The organism is Candidatus Nitronereus thalassa, assembly GCF_032191465.1.
In the GTDB taxonomy this organism is placed as follows: domain Bacteria; phylum Nitrospirota; class Nitrospiria; order Nitrospirales; family UBA8639; genus Nitronereus; species Nitronereus thalassa.
The window spans coordinates 36,366-52,419 of the sequence record NZ_JAQOUE010000001.1 but is presented as its reverse complement, the minus strand read 5'-3'; the positions used below and the strand labels follow the sequence as shown (position 1 = coordinate 52,419).

The following is a 16,054-nucleotide window of genomic DNA, read 5'->3' as shown; positions in this document are numbered from 1 at the left end:
CCTTACTGTAGGTTTGCTGTTTTCCTAAACTGAGACGTGCTTCTTAACGGAAACCCCTATTGGGGCGACTTTTAAACTCCTTGCGTGTACGGGTGGCAGACCTGAGAGGAGTCCCAAAGGAAACGCAGGCTCCTTTCCAATCTTCCGCAGGGTCTCGACAATCCGTTCCGGTTTGCCCCAGTCGCTCCACAAGACGCCGGCCATTTGGATCATGGCTATGTGTTCAGGGACTTGTTGAAGCAACCCTGAGGAAAAGTTTCTGGCTGGCATGACTTTATATATCCGATCCAACACCTCGCCTTCTGTTGGGCTTCCAATGGCCTCGCACAGCCGCTCAAAGAGAGGCATCATCTCAGGAAAACAGTACCAGCCAAGTTCCCACAACTTTTGCAACTTTGCAGCCAGGATGAGGGTGTTCCACAAGGCTCCCGATGCCATCGCTTGGCTGGCTTGCGCGAAATCCGGTTTTTCCAGGAATGCCTGTACGGCCCGTACTTGACCAAAAGGAGAATGATTGAGCGTGGCCCCTGGTTGAATCCAGCCATATTCCAGCTCCGGGTGATCCGGTTGAACGCCTAGCAGGACCAAACGCCAGGGTGGATGCTCTGCAGCCTGCACGGCAAACTGAACCACTTTTAAAAATCGGTCTTCCGGGTATACAAAGTGGTCGGATGGAAAAAGGACCACCGTCGCTTTCGGATCTCTCGCGCGGATGTAGGCGAGAGGAAGGAATATTCCAGCCGCAGTGTTCTGATTCAGCGGTTGACGCAGAATTTGGCCTCCTTGAATGCCATCAAACTGGGTCCAAGGTTCGTTCCCATGTCCATGAGCCACTACGGTGACCATACGATCGGGAGTCGTGAGTTTGGCTGCCCGATGGAGCGTATGCTGAAACATGGACCGGGTTCCCACAAAGGTACAATATTGTTTGGGCCTGTGCCGCCCCAGCCAGGATTGCACCAATGGCCTCACACGCTCTCCTTCACCGCCGGCTAGAACAATTGACCAAGGTTTATTTGGGGTATTCATGATGTCCCTCCCTGTTTCAAGGTAAAATCCATGTTTATGTTAGGGATGAAAAAGGCCTTATTTTCCTTCAAGTCTCTAAGGCCAATGCCCAACCGACCACTCTGCTGCGATTTTTTGAGCCATGATCTCCATCTACTTTGAATCCCTATAGCCACACAGAAATCTTTTAACCCGATTTTTGATAAAACCGATCATTCTTAAGACGGTAAAGACCTCTCCACATTACAGTTGATTTAATGAATACAGGTTGAGTGCTCTTTCCCTCCGTGCGTACATTCACAATTCATGAAACCTTCCTCATGGCAGGATTTACAGCAAGACATCAGCAGAACTTGTTTCAGGGCCTGTCGAGCCCGGTGCAAACGTACTCGCACAAGGTTGACGGTGACTCCTAGATCCCTGGCCACGGTTGCATGTGATTCTCCATTGAGATCGATTCGTTGCAAGATTTCGGAATACTCACCTTTAAGGGTTGGGATGAGCTCATAGAAGCACATACAAACGGTTTCAGGATTTACATCACATTCTTGTACATGATCATTGTGAGAGCGAGCATATTCGGCCTCACCTTGATGTCTCTTTGCTTCACGACGATAAAAGTCTATCAGCGTGCTGTTTAGCACTCGATACAACCAAACCACCACGCTGCCAGGTTTTTTGAGAGCGCTTTCCTTATTGAGGGCTCTTAAGCAGAATTGTTGGAGTATGTCCTCGGCCAATTCCTTACTTCCGACCCGTTGGTTGAGAAATTGAAGGAATTTTTTACGATTCTGAATAAGAGCAATTTGTAAAATCTGGTCCAATTTGTGTTCCCCCAAATGGGATACGCCTTTTGGTGTTCCTTTTTGGCTATTCATTCTGAGAGCCATCTTTCGTGTGACCGCTTGCCTGTCGTTAAATCCTTGATAATGGTGTTGCCCGAGGAGTCCAGCAGAAGATTGTTCTTCTGACGTGTTTTCAAATTTTTCATACGAGAGATAAGAGCGCAGAAACAAAAATTGTTTCTGGACTTTTTGACTCGTAGGTGGTGCTGGGATTTAGTTTAGAAGGACGGAGAAGAGAAGAAACGGGGGAGGATAGGAAGAGGGGGTGACCATGCTTTCTTTGAAAAAAATCTTAGAGATACGAGGTTCGAAAGAGTCAGACAAATCTCCAAGTTTGTCCTGTGCTATAACCTGAAGTAAGGGAAAGGTTAATTGCTTGGAGGCCTCTTCAGAAATTTTGAGCTGATCTGGGCAATCTCCATTAGTGGAATGGTGAGATGCTGGTTGAGAGTGGTGTGTTTCAGTGGCCGAAGAGGCCATAGGGCAGAATACGCCCGTGACCCCGCATGCCAAAAAGACCAAGAGTACAAAAGACGTAAGCGCTAATTTCATCTTCCCCGTTTGAGGATTCATTGGAATTTTACACGTTAGTAAAAGGTCTTGGCTTTCCCCAGAAAACTAATCCCATTTACACATACCCTAAGCAAAAAAAATGCCATAACTAAAAGAGCAAAAAAATCAGGAAATTAAAGATAATGATCCACGTAATTAGCATTCAGACCTGTGGTTTAATTTCCCCATAAAAAAATACTGGTTGCCCCAAATTTCCACATATGTTTCTTTGCGCTTTCCCGGAAGTAAAAAGACTTTGAATTCATTGTGACCCCAATAGCATTGCAGCCAGACTTTCTTAATGGGAATGCCCACTGGGGCCAGCAGGAGCTTCTTGAGTCTCTGGTTCAACCGTTCCATATTGACGGAAAGGGGGAGCATTCCAAATCACCTTATTCCCAGGGGCCAAATCCGCGGCCTTCTTATAATGAACGCGGGATTCTGAAAGACGACCTTGTTCTTCTAGGGTCAGCGCAAGGTTGTAATGGGCCTCTGCCAAAGTCGGTTCGGCTTGAATGGCGGCCATAAATTTTCTCTTTGCGGCGGTCCATTGATGTTCGGCAAAGAGTTTGTTCCCTTCAAGAAGGGCTTGCGCTGCAACAGGCTCAGCGTTTGCCGGTGGGCGAAGAGTCTGTTCCTCATGATGGTGGCTATTCGTCGCACACCCAACAAACGTCAATGCCAAGATCAGCAACAGAAAATTTTTCCATTCCAAGCCACTTCTTTTCATCTCTCAACTCCTTTTCTGGATGTTTAGATACCTTATCTTAATTTTATGACATTCCATTAAATCTTTCGTTCTTAAATCGCAACTATACTCTTCTACCTCAATACCCAAAAAAATATAGATGGCGGGTGTCTTCTAGGCGTTACTCTATTTGTGGGTATACATGAAGATTTCTGATTGCTGTATCCTCCCATTTTTTGGGGTTTTCTCCAGGAGCCAAGTAGCCTAAGAAATTGTCACCTTGGTTACAGTAGGATAAAGTGCAATCCAACCCCACGACATATCGACGTGTTTCTTCCTGGACTAAGGCCCAGCACGCCAAGGGAGAGACGAAGACAGGGTTATGGCGGTTGGTCTCAGGTTTAATCGCATACACGGCCTGCCAGCCCTCGGCGGCAATGATTTGCATGATCGTTCGCTCTGGCTTCGCGGTTTTCTCTTCCTTGTCCTGGATAGGGTTGCCAGTCCAAGGTATAGTCATACGTTTTCCCATTAGTATGTCCTCCACTAAAACGTCGGGAATTCTGGTCCCGGGCATGAAGAGCTAGTTCCTCTGAATCTAGCGTTCTGTCACTATAAATAGGTCAACCAAATATTAGGGTCCCGCATTAGTTGCCCTTGGCACTTGCCTCCGGCATTTCCCGGCTCTGTCCTCCCATCGCTGCCAAACAAATCAGACCGACACAAATCCAAACCAACTCGCGAAAGCGCCGCACTAGCGCGAATAGGATCCCGATCAGTTCGCTAAAGCCGAAGGTCACCAGCAGCAGAATATTGCCGCCTTCTTGGGCACCAATACTTCCGGGGATGAAAGAGGTCCCACCTTTCATAAAAGTGGACAAAGCATCAATGGCCAAGGCTGTCGGAAGGTCTATTGGCACTCCCAGGAAAAAGAGAATCGCGTAGACCTCTAGGGCCTCCGTCAACCAGCCTAGGAAAAAGGTACCGGTGGACTGGAAGAAGGCACGCCGGTCACGGATATAAAAAGCTTGGATCGATCGATCCAAAGCCAGAAGCTTTTTTTCCCGGACTTCTAAATACTTGAACTGAATCCGCCACCTTCTCAGGAGGCCCAACAGACTCGTAAACAAACCATGACGTTGAATTACGACAAAGACGGTTATTCCAAACAGCAAGAGGCCGACACTGACTAAAGCCCCAAGTACCGGAAGGGTAAATGACCATGCCCCTCCTGACGACGGAAGGATCCAAATCCCCAGGGTGATCCCTAGGAGAATAAACGCGATTTGGGCAAGCGTCATCGTGGTCTTGGCAACGACGACAGAGGCAAGTCCATCCTCCATCGGTACGCCGCTCCGCTTGAGCAGGTAGGCTTTCAACGGCTCCCCTCCCACAGATGCAGTGGGGGTCGTCATATTCACCATTTCACCGGCCATTCGGACGGCACAAAGCCGCCAGAACGGCAGGAAAGAGAGGTATCGGCTCAGTGTGAATCGCCATCCCAACGTATCCAGTCCATACATAAGGACTGAGGGCAAGAAGATGATGAGAAGGGCGATGGGGCCCAGAGCTGCCGCCGTCTCCAGAATCCGCTCAGGCCCAATATGCCCAACGAGGCCCAGGAGCGTAAGCAGACCCACGAGAAACAGGGCCCACTTCAGGAGGCGAGCATCAACACATAAGAATCCACGTTCCTCGTCAAGAAGGCATCTGCAATTGTTTGTGAAAAATAGCCGAAGCGTTCTGCCTCGCATTATCATGTCTCTCCCTTGAGGAGACAAAAAATTGTAATAACAGGATGTCCAAATCACCTGGAATTTACCCAGACACGCTGGTCAGAATGACAGGATGTTCAATCACAATTTTTTAAGAATGGTGAACGGAGAGCTATTGAAAGCGAGGAGGGCGGAAATATTCTCGCACTGATAAATAAGGAAGTGACTTTGGAATGGCCATCGTCATGGCGCCAACCAGAGTTAAAAAGAAAGGAGTAAAACGTACATCTACCGGTCCCATGCAAGTGGCACAAAAAATCGAGCTGTGATGGTGGAAATGGCCCGTTGAACTGCCATGACTTCCCATCACCTGGCCCATGCAGAACAGAGAAATAATGAGCACGCCAATAAAAAATACCCGAGACATAGGTTAAACATAGGCTAGAGGAGCAAAAAAAACAAGAAAAAATTAGCGTAAGATTTCTCCCCTTCTTTATTCTCGAACAGGATGCCCCACGCTTTTAGGTCAGGCGCTGGGTTTTTTAATAAAAAGATCACTTAAATTAACAATACCCTCCATTAAACATCCTTTTCAGTAGAGTCGCTCGTATGAGACGATTCATGGAATGAGGCCGGACGGAGATACAATATTGCCAAGATTAATGATGTTTATACATCCCGGCTCTTTTAATATCCGGCCATGAGGTGGTCTGATGGCATAAAAAGCACTGATCCACTCTGGCCTGTGGCTGGCCAGCCACTCTTTGCGAAATCATGGTGAAATGCTTCATATAATGGCTGGGTGGCGCTTGATGACAATGGACGCAATCCATTGAGTTACCGGGGGGATGCTGGAATTCGGGAAGGGTCCAGGCCTGGGTGGCATGGCAGGCCGCACAATCCTGGCCAAAGAGTTCAAAATGCCGGTCATCGTTTTTGTGACAAGTGGCACAGTTCAAAATGGCTTCTTCTGGTGCGACGTGATGATTGGCAAGCGGTGAAGGCAATAGCACTTCTGAATGCTCAAGCCAATTCGTCAGGTTCCAGCGCACCATTTCTGCTTCGCCGAATGAATTTTCATCACTCGGGAGGTTGAGTAAGCCAATCTTGGCCAGAGCCCGGTGATCCATATTCGAGGGCTTTCGAACGTGCCCTCGATGTTCGTGGTGGCAGGATCGACATTCTCTGACGTCGGCATGAAAGGCCGTCGGCTGACGCTGCAGGAGCGATTCCTCATTGGCATGGCAAAGGATGCACTTCGTCGCATCCACTCCCATGACCGCGGTATGGCAGGCTGCGCAATTCTGTTCCAGAGAAGCATGGACAACGGAGAGTTCCCCTGGATTGACCAATTGCTGCCAGGTGTTGGCAGCCATCGGGGTTCCGACGCTGGTATAGACAAGGCCTAATCCCCCTACGATCGTGAGTAGCGTGATAGCAACAATTCCCAGCTTACCCATAAATCACCACCCAGTTTTCATGAAAACCACCGCAATCCAAAGTGAATGGCCGCCCAAACGTGGAGGGCGAGAAAAATTAAGAATATCATGGACAAGGGAAGAGAAGATAGGTAGATTTCCGCATACTTGAAAATGATTATGGTTTTCATTATAATTGATAAAATTTAATTAAATCAGCTGGCTCTTTTCTTAGAGGCCCAAGGGATGCGATCCCCGAGCCCAAGGTCAACGAACCTGACCTTGGGCTTTTTTTTATCGGGTCATGGCCATTGCGGCGTTACGCGCAAGAAAAAACGACTCAGGGGGGATTAGGACGATTCGTATGGAACAATTCTTCAAGCCTTCTACGTTCCGTGACGGTCCCTCAAAACTGAATTCTGAAGGATCGGATTTGGAGTTGCGGGGCATGCTGCGCGGGAAACTCTACCCACAGGAATCCTTTGGTCCGCATGGAATAATGAATGACCTCATTGTCGAATTCCAGCAGTATCTTACTGATTGGACCACACGGGTCAAGCAGGTTGGAATGGAGCAAAAGCTCAAGCACCTTGCTCCTCACGTTTTTAATGAATGTCTCCGACAGATGGAGGGCCCGCCCCGCCCTACCCCCGACTTGGCTCAACAAATTGAAGTCTTCATCAGCACCAATTTGCACAAGGGACTCACGTTGAAGGAATTATCTAAATTTCTCGGCTACTCAGAAAAGTATTGCTCAGAACTCTTTCAGGTGAAAATGGGAGAAGCGTTTTCCAGCTACTTGAAACGACATCGATTGGAAAAGGCCAAAGTCCTCTTGGAGGAAGGATTCGCCCCCATAGCGGATATCGCGGAACGTCTTGGATTTCAGGACCAATTCGCCTTCAGTCATTTTTTTAAGAAAGCGACCGGCCACTCTCCCAGGAAATACAGGGAGCAGGTTCACCAGCGTAAGCATGGATTCCCACGGACAGAGCCCGTGGCATTTTCCTCATCCGCTCTGCGGAACCCATCGGACAAAAGAGCACTCCCCTACGGCTAGGAGCCGTGGCCCCCTGCCACCCTGGAAGCAAGGGACCCCTTCCAAACTTATGCGCACCCGGTTTTGGAGAATCAAGCATGATGTTCGGAATGAAAGTCGTGGACGATTTTTCCCTCATCCTTCTCTCCTTCCCTGAGCCAAATTAATCTTTTGAAATCCGTTCTCTGCGCATAATTTCTCTGGAGGGTGGACATTCCAATGAGAGAAACAAATTGTTACCTTTATGAAAATGATATTGGGAATCATTTTTATTCGCTTGATTTCAAAACCCCTTTTTTGGATTTTTCCCATGGTCCCGATAGCAAACCGAAAATCCCATGCGAAAAAAGGGGAGCGAATTTCAACCCTTCGCCTCCTTGGCGGGGCGCCTTCCATTCTCCGGGGCGCCCCCGCCCCTTTAACAACAAGAATAAACCCTAACCTACTGAATGAGGTGATTACCATGCGAATTGGTTATTCCACACTCCCACAAATCAGAATTCCGGCCATAGTTGAGGGGGAAATAATTGTTTTTGATCTTGCCCAACTCACTGGCCAATGGAGCGTTGTATGCTGTATGCCACGACTGGCGTTGGACAAGGCCGTTTTTCTTAACCAACAAAGCCAGTCCGTGGCTGAACAGGGCGCCGTTCTACTGAGCTTTCTTTGGGAACCCGATGCATGTTATGACCCCTCCATTCGAAAGATCGGCAAACTTCGGATTCCCTTTCTTACCGATCCTTCAAAACGCCTTTTTCGACGTTTGGGATTATTTGGTCAAAAATCTCCAGACCGATGCCAAAGTTTCGTGTTCGATCCGGAAGGGATCGTCCGATATTGCTTGGTCCATAGGTTGGATGTTCGTGGGATGGCGGTTGTGATAGAAATGCTGAAATATTGCCAGGAAGGAACACACCAGCCTGCCTGCGAAATGAACCATGAGCCAGCAGCTGTCGCGCCTCTCACGTTTTCCGAGTTCACCAACACACCCGATTCTCCCATATTGCCAAGCCCATGCACAGGAGGAAGCGTTTCATGAGGGAAAACGGGAATGAGTAGACCAGTCAAATTGAACGTGTGTGGGTGTGGCAACCTGCACCTCACATATGGATTTCTTACTTTGCACTTCGGACGGGAGGAATTTCGGGTATTCGCTCGCCAGATCAACCAGTTGGCGGGCTGTTTGAAGACGGATCATCATTTCCTTCCTTCGATTGGACGGCGAGCCTGTTAAGAAGGAGCGCGGTCCATTTCCAGAAAATGATCTGCGACTATTAAGTTCGGCCGTGTGCGCAGGGCTCTTGAGGATTACGCCCGCAATAGAGGCAGGGGTAACAAATCGCCGATGGGTATGCGAAAAACTTTTATGAGGGAGACGCCATGGCTTTTGGGCAGGGGGTGAAGGCGGTAGCTAAAAAATTTAAACGTGAAATTAAAGTCTATCAACTCCTCGTTAAAGATAGACGTGTCCCCAGATTGGCAAAATGGTTTCTCGCCATGGCCATTGGATATACCTTATCGCCCATTGATCTTATTATTGATTCAATCCCTGGGTTGGGGTTTATCGATGATTTTATTATTGTGCCCACTTTGGTGATCATAGCGCTAAAACTGATCCCCACAGAGTTGCTTAATGAGTACGGAAACAAAGTCGACATGGATCGAAATCAAGCCTAATTTTCTTCCTTCGATTGGACCGCGAGCCTGATAAGAAGGAGCGCGGTCCATTTCCAGAAAATGAACATGTTTTTCAGGTTGTTGAACATTCCCTGAGGCACCAGCGTATTTGGTATATTTTTCTCCTGTTGCTGCAGCTACAGGGAGATGGCTATTTTCTAAACCGGCAAGCTGGTCTTCCTTCGGAAAGATTCAGGACAGGTTTGAAACAGCCCCTTGTCCTTTTGGGGGCTCACATCGAGTGTGTCAGAGGTAACCAGTGTGATGAGAATTTTGAAATTTTCAACGGTCCCAAGCAAACAAGGGAAAAGGAGGAACCATACGATGTTCAAACGGCTCTGTTTGTCGGTTCTTATAGCCGGATTGGCCTTAGGCGGCTCCACTGCACTCGCGGAGGACCAAGGCCAGCAGACATTCAACGCGCATGTCACTGACGTCGAAGGCATTGAAACCACGATTGAAAACGCAAAACTCTATTGGGAAGAGAAGCTGGACGAAACCTCGTTTGTCCCCCATGAAATCCGGCATGTCCCGGTGAAGCGAGGCAAAGCCACTGTGAAAATCAAACTCCAGAACATCAAACGGATCGACGTAGCACCCGACGCCAAGACTCCGGGAACTCCGCTACTCACGATCACGCTGACCAATGGCAAATCCGGCGAATTTCCAGTAGCCCGTGAGATGAGCCTCATCGGCATGTCAGATTTTGGAGATATCAAAGTGCCGTTCACGGAACTGAAACGGATCGAATTCCAGTAAGCACCGATATGGAGAACCTGAAAAACCTCGTCGATTTTGGTGTGATCGGGTTGCTGCTGGCCTTGAGTGTCTGGGCGGTAGCCGTTGCTGTGGAACGGTGGCTCTTCTACCGGCGAGTGGAGCTTTCTCAATTCCCCGATCAGCAATGTTTCGAGATTGCGCTCACCAAACGGTTGGTGATTATCGGCACCGTTGCAGCCAATGCCCCCTACATCGGCCTGCTCGGGACCGTCCTGGGGATCATGTTGACGTTCCAGACGATGGGGACCTCAAAGACCATCGCTGTCAGCACCATCATGATTGGCTTGAGTCTGGCCCTGAAAGCGACGGCCGTGGGACTGCTTGTGGCCATTCCCTGTGTGGTATTGAACAATGCCCTGCGCCGCCGAGTGGCCGAACTGATGACCGAGTATACATCCCTCCATGCAAAATGAAATGGATCAAATCAATGTCATTCCCCTCGTGGATGTCATGCTGGTTCTCTTGGTGATCGTTTTGACCACCGCCACGTTCATTTCCACCGGACAGATTCCCGTGGACCTTGCCAAAGCAACTGAAGCCGGCGACCGGAAAGATGTTCCGTTAGTCATCACTATGACTTCTAACGGCAAACTGTTTTTGAATGAAGATCCGGTGACCCACGAGGAACTCACACGTCGGCTTCAAACACACCCGCCTCACTCCCTCGTCGTTGTTCGTGCGGATCGTGTCACGATTCTTGAACGATTCGTCGAAGTCGTGGACCAAGTTCGCGGTCTCGGATTTGACCAGGTAAGCCTGGAAGTGATCCGCCAGTAATTTCCTGATTGGGAATGTTGAAAAAAGCCGCCAGCGGCGTTCTCGCCCTTTTGCCGTGCTCACGTACTATGAGTACGCTCCGCGCGCCAAAAGGGCTGCGGCCTTGCTGGACGAACTTTTTTGAACATTCCCTCCCATCGACGATGCTTGGCTCATCTGAACCTTTTATTGGCTATTGGAGTGAGAAATTCAACAGGCCCTGATCGCATCAGCGACAGATCCGAAGCCGCCTCTCCTGTGTTCTTGATGCCCCAACAACACTTCGCAGCCTCCTTCTCAAATTCCATTTCAGGCCAATCAACATAAATCTCCGGACAATAAGCATTCAGGAGAAACCACGGGTTGTGATATTTGTTCTTGCATGATGTTGAGTCTCGTTATCATATAGCTAGCCAAGGGGAAGGAGGTGACGGAACGGAAAAACGGGAGTCAACCGGCTCACCACCATGGCCAGAGATCCTTTGCGAACCAGAGCCTGACAACGAAATTGTCGTGAAATACATCACGACGGACAATTGCTTAATTAGGAGGTTTTGGAAATGCGAACACGATCGATGCTGGCCCTGTTCATGACTGGCACGCTTATCTTTTTTCCACAACAGGGGTGGACTGAAGAGACGGATGATGAGTCAACCGCCAACGTGGTCATACTCGACAAGGTGATGGTGATCGGCAGCCCGGCCGATGCCGAGGGGATGCCGGGCTCCGCCCATGTGGTGACCAAGGAGGAAATTCGCCAACAAAGTTACGACGATGTGAATCGCGTGTTGCGGAAGGTGCCAGGAGTGTATGTGCGGGAGGAAGACGGCTTCGGGCTGTTTCCCAATATCAGTCTCAGAGGTGTGGACACTACCCGTTCCGCTAAGGTCACGATTATGGAAGACGGCATTCTGATGGCGCCGGCGCCGTACTCCGCGCCAGCCGCCTACTTTTCTCCCACAGTGGGACGGATGAGCGGCCTGGAAGTCCTCAAGGGATCAAGCCAAATCAAATACGGCCCGCACATCACCGGCGGCGTAATCAATTATCTCGCCACGCCGATTCCGCTTAAGAAAACCGCGTACCTGAAAACACAGTACGGCGACTTCAACGAGTTGCGCGCCCACGCGTACGTCGGCAATACCATCGAGACCGCACAAGCCGGGCGGTTCGGATTTCTGTTCGAGGGATATGCCCGCATGAACGACGGCTTCAAAACCATCGACCAAACACCGGATTTCCGTGATGGCGATGACACCGGTTTTACCAAACCGGAGCCGATGATCAAACTCTCCTGGGAACCGCCCACAGCGTTCCATCAGCGCCTGGAATTCCAGTACGGCCAAACCGAATTGGATGCCAATGAAACATACCTGGGGTTGAGCGAGGCCGACTTCCAGGCGAATCCTTTCCGGCGTTATGCAGCCTCGCGCTTTGATAATATCACCTCGACGCAGAGGCGCACCTACTTGCGCTACGGGATCGCGCCCACGGATAATCTCGACATCATCACTACGCTGTACTACACAAGATTCAAGCGGAATTGGTACAAGCTTCAGGACATTCGCAACGTGAACGGCAACACGCTTGGACTGTCTGCGGCGCTGGCCGGCGCGCAAAACGGTGAAGGGCTTGCGTGTCTGCAAGGCAATCTGGCGTGTACCTTGCGTGTGCGCGCCAACAACCGTTCGTATTACACCAAGGGCATTGAATCGGTCGCCTACTACCGCTTCGGCGTGGGTGCTGTGCAGCAAGAGGTCTCCACTGGTATCCGTTATCATCAGGACCAGGTCCGGCGTTTCCAACGAAATGACGATTTCACTCAAGCCGCCACCGGCACGATCTCCAACCTGACCTTTGGCATGCCTGGCGGCGCCGGCAACCGCCAGCAAAAAACCAAAGCCCTCGCTCTGTATGCCCAGGATACGATTACGATCAACAAGTGGTCCGTGATTCCAGGTGTCCGATACGAGCGATTGGATCAAACCTTTAAGGATGTCGCCACCCCGGCCAATTCGGGCACTGCGACCCAGGACATGGTGGCTGGCGGCGTGGGTGTGGTCTACCAATTCAACCCATGGTGGACCGGATTCGGTGGCGTGCATCGCGGTTTCTCTCCACCCAGCCCTAACGGTGCAGTGACCAACGGCCTCAAAGAAGAAACCAGCACGGCCGTTGAAGCGGGCGCACGCTACAAGAATCCTCGCCAGGCCCTGGGAGCCGAGGCCGTGGTTTTCTTTACGCGCTTCGAGGATTTGATCGTGATCGATAACATCGGCGGCACCGGCACCGGCCTCGATGAAAACTTTGGCGTGGTGCATGCTTATGGTCTTGAGTTTTCGGCGCAGTATGACCCGGGTATCGCCAACGGTTGGACATGGCGTAATCCCTGGTACACGACGCTGACCTACACGAACGCGGAGCAACAGAATGATGCGAGATCCACCGATGCGGAGTCCATCTTCAGCTTCGGCCAGAAGGGCAACAAGGTGCCTTACATTCCCGAGGTCCAGTTCACCTTCGGCACAGGATTGGAAACCGACCAGTGGGGCGCCTTCTTGACAGGCACCTACGTAAGCGAGACCTTTACCAGCGCCAACAATGTGGAGGGCCAGGTCAATGGAACTGGCAATCCCGATGCCCGGTTCGGCAAGACCGACAGCTATTTTGTCGCTGATATTTCAGGCTTCTACCAGGTGACCGATCGCATCCGAGTCCTTGGCGGCGTGCAAAACCTATTTGATGCGGAATACCTTGTCTCACGGCAGCCACACGGGCCGCGTCCCGGCATGCCACGGTTCGCGTACGGCGGCATGGAAGTGGCGTTGTGGTAAGCGGTTCGGCGGCGAGCCACATAAGGCTCGCCGCGCCTATCCTGTAAGAGAGGGATGATTCACTTTCCACGTCATGGGCTAGAAGAGAAAATCCGGCAATTCACCATAAATTTCCGGTCAATGAACATTCAGAAGAAATGACTGTTTATGGTATTCAATGATGATGTTGATTCTCGTCCGCAACTTTCTGATGCATGTCCGCCGCCAATGGAGATGATGCAAGGTTATGACAGGCTTTTTCTCTCAGCTTTCATGGACAGGATCACCCTCTTGGCAGGGGTGGGGTTCGTCCCTGATTGTTCACGCCATTGCTATCAGTCTCGCGTTCCTTCTCACCGCCAATGTCACGCCTCCTCCTCAGAAGGAATCCTTCCGCTGGGAAGTCTCCTTGGTCAGCCCGCCACCTTCGCCGGAGACCCCGGTTCAGCGCGTGAGCAAATCATCGCCTGCCCCCATCAACAAACCCGTCATTCAGGCGCGCCCCATCCACCATCAGCAACCTGTTACTCGCCGGGTTGAGCAGCGGCGGCAACAGACCCGGCAATCGGTTCAACCAACGCGCTCAATTGTCCAAACCCAACGCATTCAATCGGTGGCGTCTGTTCAGCATCGATCTCAAGTACAAACCGAATCCCCTGTGCCCCGGACTATCAAAGCCCTCGCTCATACGCCCTCCCCTCGAATCGCACAGCAGCAGGAGATGCCCAAACCAGTTCGTCAATCCGCTCGACCCGTTGCCCATGCGGTCCCTACAACCCTTCGCCAATCTCGAAACGAATCCGTGCCCAGGAAAACGCGCCAGACTGCTACATCCGCACCATCCGCGAAGAGCCGGCCAGTGGCTCGCGAAGCATTCGCCGTTCAGGCGCAACCAACAAGAGTCGCTCGCAAACAAACACCACTCCACACTCCTGTTATCAAGGACAACCGGAAAGCCGCACCTGTCACAGCTCAGGTCGCGCGCACTACACCGGCTGTTGAAGGGAAACCGGCACCGGAAGGCTTTCCCGAGCCTGTCCGCGCGGTAACCACAGTGCGTCAGGACAGACCAAAGCGCATGGCCGCAGTCGTCAAGCAGGAGTCTTTCACCAAGAGCCGGCCGGTGAAAACCCGTGATGTCCTCACTGCACATCGAGCCATTGATACGAAGTCATCGTCCACAGTGAGGTCAACTCCCATTGAAAAGAGAACGGCAAAAGAAGAAAAGGCTGTCAACAACGTCACGGCCCTGCCCCACCACGAGCTTGTGAGGAATGTTCCTGTCAGTCGGCCGACGGCAGCCATGCGGAAGGAGGCTCCGGCAACGAAACAATCCCCCACGAAAGGGCTCTCCCCTGAAGTCCTGGCCTTCTTAAAGCTCCTTCGTCTGGAAATCGAACAAGCCCGGGTTTATCCCTCCCGTGCGAGACGGATGGGTTTGCAAGGAACAACGAAAGTCCGGTTTGCGCTGCTTCCGAATGGAGAGCTCCAGTCGCTCCAAGTCGCGGAGCCATCAGGTTATGCCGTCTTGGACGCTGCCGCTCTGGCAACCATTAGGAAGGTCCTTCCGTTTCATCCACCGGATGCCGTGGAGCTTGAGGGATTGTCCATCGAAGTCCCTATTAAGTTTTGGCTCAGATAAACGGCAGGTGGAACTGAGCAGCGTATAACGTTCCGTGGAGCAAGAAGGCATTGTCGCGATCTTCAAAATTTAAGTAGGGCAAAGTGAAAAAACACGGAAATTCCAATCTTCCAGAAAAAGACCCGAGTGAAATTCGTTGTTCCTGTGGTTGCCTTTTGGCAAAGATCCTTCCGACCGGCATACAAGTCAAATGCCGCCGATGCAAAAGGGATCATCTACTGCAGATGGATATACCATGCTCCATTAACCAGCCCAAACACCGGGAAGATCCCCTGAACTAAGGGTTCGCCCAAGCTAGTGAGATGCCGCAGCTACAGACAAGAGGTTATTTTCTACACAGTCCGTTTTCATGAAAACCACCGCAATCCAAAGTGAATGGCTGCCCAAATATGGAAGGCGAGGAGCGTGTAGAGTACCATGGATAAGGTGATGTGAATTCTCAGCCACAAGGTAAACATGTGTTTGATGGTGTCATGCGTTTTGATGGCGTATTCCAGGTCGGCAATCGCATCAGAAAGCCGAATGGCACGGAGGCCGATGGACATTGTTTCCGTCTCCTGTTCCTGCACACTGAAAAATGCCCCTCCCAACAACCTGGAGAAAAAGCCATCAAAGGGTTTGAGTTGAGCCGTTTTATCCGCGCAGCAGGTTCGCAGCCGTTGCAACGTCTCCTGGTACGAGGCGTTCAACCCGTCGAGCATGGTTCGTTTTTCTTTAATCTCTTGAGAAATCCGACCCATGAGATAGCGGCCGGTGAATCCACTCAACACGACAATGACTGTCATGCTGGTTAAGGCAATTCCTAAGGGACTTTCAAACTTATGGCCCGTATGGAAGAGCACGAGAATGGGTCCCACGACACCGGCATAGATGTGCCATGCGAGCAGCGTACGCATCGACACACGTCGAGTCACTGCCTGTTTGAAAGTTTTCACTCGTTTGATGATGAGGTATGCCAGTGGAACAAGCATCAGCGTCGCCCCGCTCACGCCAAACACCCCACCCCACAAACTCCCTGCAAACCGTGGCGACTGGTGGAAAAGAAACCCGAGCCAGAAGAGGGCCAGAAAGAGTACCAGACCAGTAATCGTGACGGCTTCACGTTCCTTCATCAGTTTTCA

At 50.9% G+C, this 16,054-nt stretch carries 16 protein-coding genes; 9 read left to right on the top strand and 7 right to left on the bottom strand.

Annotated elements, in window-relative coordinates; genetic code table 11:
* Positions 1-24: 24 nt before the first annotated feature.
* The 6 genes from PPG34_RS00220 to PPG34_RS00195 form a co-directional block, all read right to left on the bottom strand.
* Positions 25-1,029 carry a sugar phosphate nucleotidyltransferase gene (locus PPG34_RS00220; protein ID WP_313831111.1) on the bottom strand — a complete coding sequence of 335 codons (1,005 nt, stop codon included), beginning with the start codon at positions 1,027-1,029 and terminating at the stop codon, positions 25-27.
* A gap of 233 nt (positions 1,030-1,262) precedes the next feature.
* Positions 1,263-2,024 (bottom strand): RNA polymerase sigma factor, encoded by a 762-nt coding sequence (locus PPG34_RS00215; protein WP_313831110.1) that lies wholly within the window; start codon positions 2,022-2,024, stop codon positions 1,263-1,265.
* A 679-nt stretch (positions 2,025-2,703) separates the two neighbouring features.
* A complete protein-coding gene (locus PPG34_RS00210; protein WP_313831109.1) occupies positions 2,704-3,135 on the bottom strand; it encodes a tetratricopeptide repeat protein in 432 nt (143 codons plus the stop codon).
* Positions 3,136-3,274: 139 nt separating this feature from the next.
* Positions 3,275-3,670 carry a hypothetical protein gene (locus tag PPG34_RS00205; protein ID WP_313831108.1) on the bottom strand — a complete coding sequence of 132 codons (396 nt, stop codon included), beginning with the start codon at positions 3,668-3,670 and terminating at the stop codon, positions 3,275-3,277.
* A 70-nt stretch (positions 3,671-3,740) separates the two neighbouring features.
* Positions 3,741-4,853, bottom strand: a complete 1,113-nt coding sequence (locus PPG34_RS00200) for a flippase-like domain-containing protein (protein WP_313831107.1) — start codon at positions 4,851-4,853, stop codon at positions 3,741-3,743.
* A 614-nt stretch (positions 4,854-5,467) separates the two neighbouring features.
* Positions 5,468-6,268, bottom strand: coding sequence for a cytochrome c3 family protein (locus tag PPG34_RS00195; RefSeq protein WP_313831106.1), 801 nt, complete (start codon positions 6,266-6,268; stop codon positions 5,468-5,470).
* 322 nt (positions 6,269-6,590) lie between these two features.
* Here PPG34_RS00195 and PPG34_RS00190 point away from each other — a divergent pair, with 322 nt between their 5' ends.
* The 9 genes from PPG34_RS00190 to PPG34_RS00150 all read left to right on the top strand — a co-directional run bounded on the left by PPG34_RS00190 (position 6,591) and on the right by PPG34_RS00150 (position 14,933).
* Positions 6,591-7,286, top strand: a complete 696-nt coding sequence (locus PPG34_RS00190) for a helix-turn-helix domain-containing protein (protein WP_313831105.1) — start codon at positions 6,591-6,593, stop codon at positions 7,284-7,286.
* A 442-nt stretch (positions 7,287-7,728) separates the two neighbouring features.
* Complete coding sequence (locus PPG34_RS00185) at positions 7,729-8,304, top strand: redoxin domain-containing protein (protein WP_313831104.1); 576 nt, start codon at positions 7,729-7,731, stop codon at positions 8,302-8,304.
* 12 nt (positions 8,305-8,316) lie between these two features.
* Positions 8,317-8,499, top strand: coding sequence for a hypothetical protein (locus tag PPG34_RS00180; RefSeq protein ID WP_313831103.1), 183 nt, complete (start codon positions 8,317-8,319; stop codon positions 8,497-8,499).
* A 146-nt stretch (positions 8,500-8,645) separates the two neighbouring features.
* Positions 8,646-8,942: a YkvA family protein gene (locus PPG34_RS00175; RefSeq protein WP_313831102.1), complete on the top strand. Its 297-nt coding sequence runs from the start codon at positions 8,646-8,648 to the stop codon at positions 8,940-8,942.
* A gap of 324 nt (positions 8,943-9,266) precedes the next feature.
* Positions 9,267-9,701, top strand: a complete 435-nt coding sequence (locus PPG34_RS00170; protein ID WP_313831101.1) for a hypothetical protein — start codon at positions 9,267-9,269, stop codon at positions 9,699-9,701.
* Between the two features lie 8 nt (positions 9,702-9,709).
* Entirely contained in the window at positions 9,710-10,135 is a 426-nt protein-coding gene (gene exbB / locus PPG34_RS00165; protein ID WP_313831100.1) for a TonB-system energizer ExbB, read from the top strand.
* Positions 10,125-10,499, top strand: coding sequence for an ExbD/TolR family protein (locus tag PPG34_RS00160; protein ID WP_313831099.1), 375 nt, complete (start codon positions 10,125-10,127; stop codon positions 10,497-10,499). Before exbB ends, PPG34_RS00160 begins: the two co-directional genes overlap by 11 nt.
* Before the next feature lie 539 nt (positions 10,500-11,038).
* Complete coding sequence (locus PPG34_RS00155; protein WP_313831098.1) at positions 11,039-13,312, top strand: TonB-dependent receptor family protein; 2,274 nt, start codon at positions 11,039-11,041, stop codon at positions 13,310-13,312.
* Positions 13,313-13,538: 226 nt separating this feature from the next.
* On the top strand, positions 13,539-14,933 hold the full coding sequence (locus tag PPG34_RS00150) for an energy transducer TonB (RefSeq protein WP_313831097.1): 1,395 nt from the start codon (positions 13,539-13,541) through the stop codon (positions 14,931-14,933).
* Between the two features lie 347 nt (positions 14,934-15,280).
* Here PPG34_RS00150 and PPG34_RS00145 read toward each other — a convergent pair whose 3' ends face one another.
* Positions 15,281-16,045: a hypothetical protein gene (locus tag PPG34_RS00145; protein WP_313831096.1), complete on the bottom strand. Its 765-nt coding sequence runs from the start codon at positions 16,043-16,045 to the stop codon at positions 15,281-15,283.
* Positions 16,046-16,054: the final 9 nt, after the last annotated feature.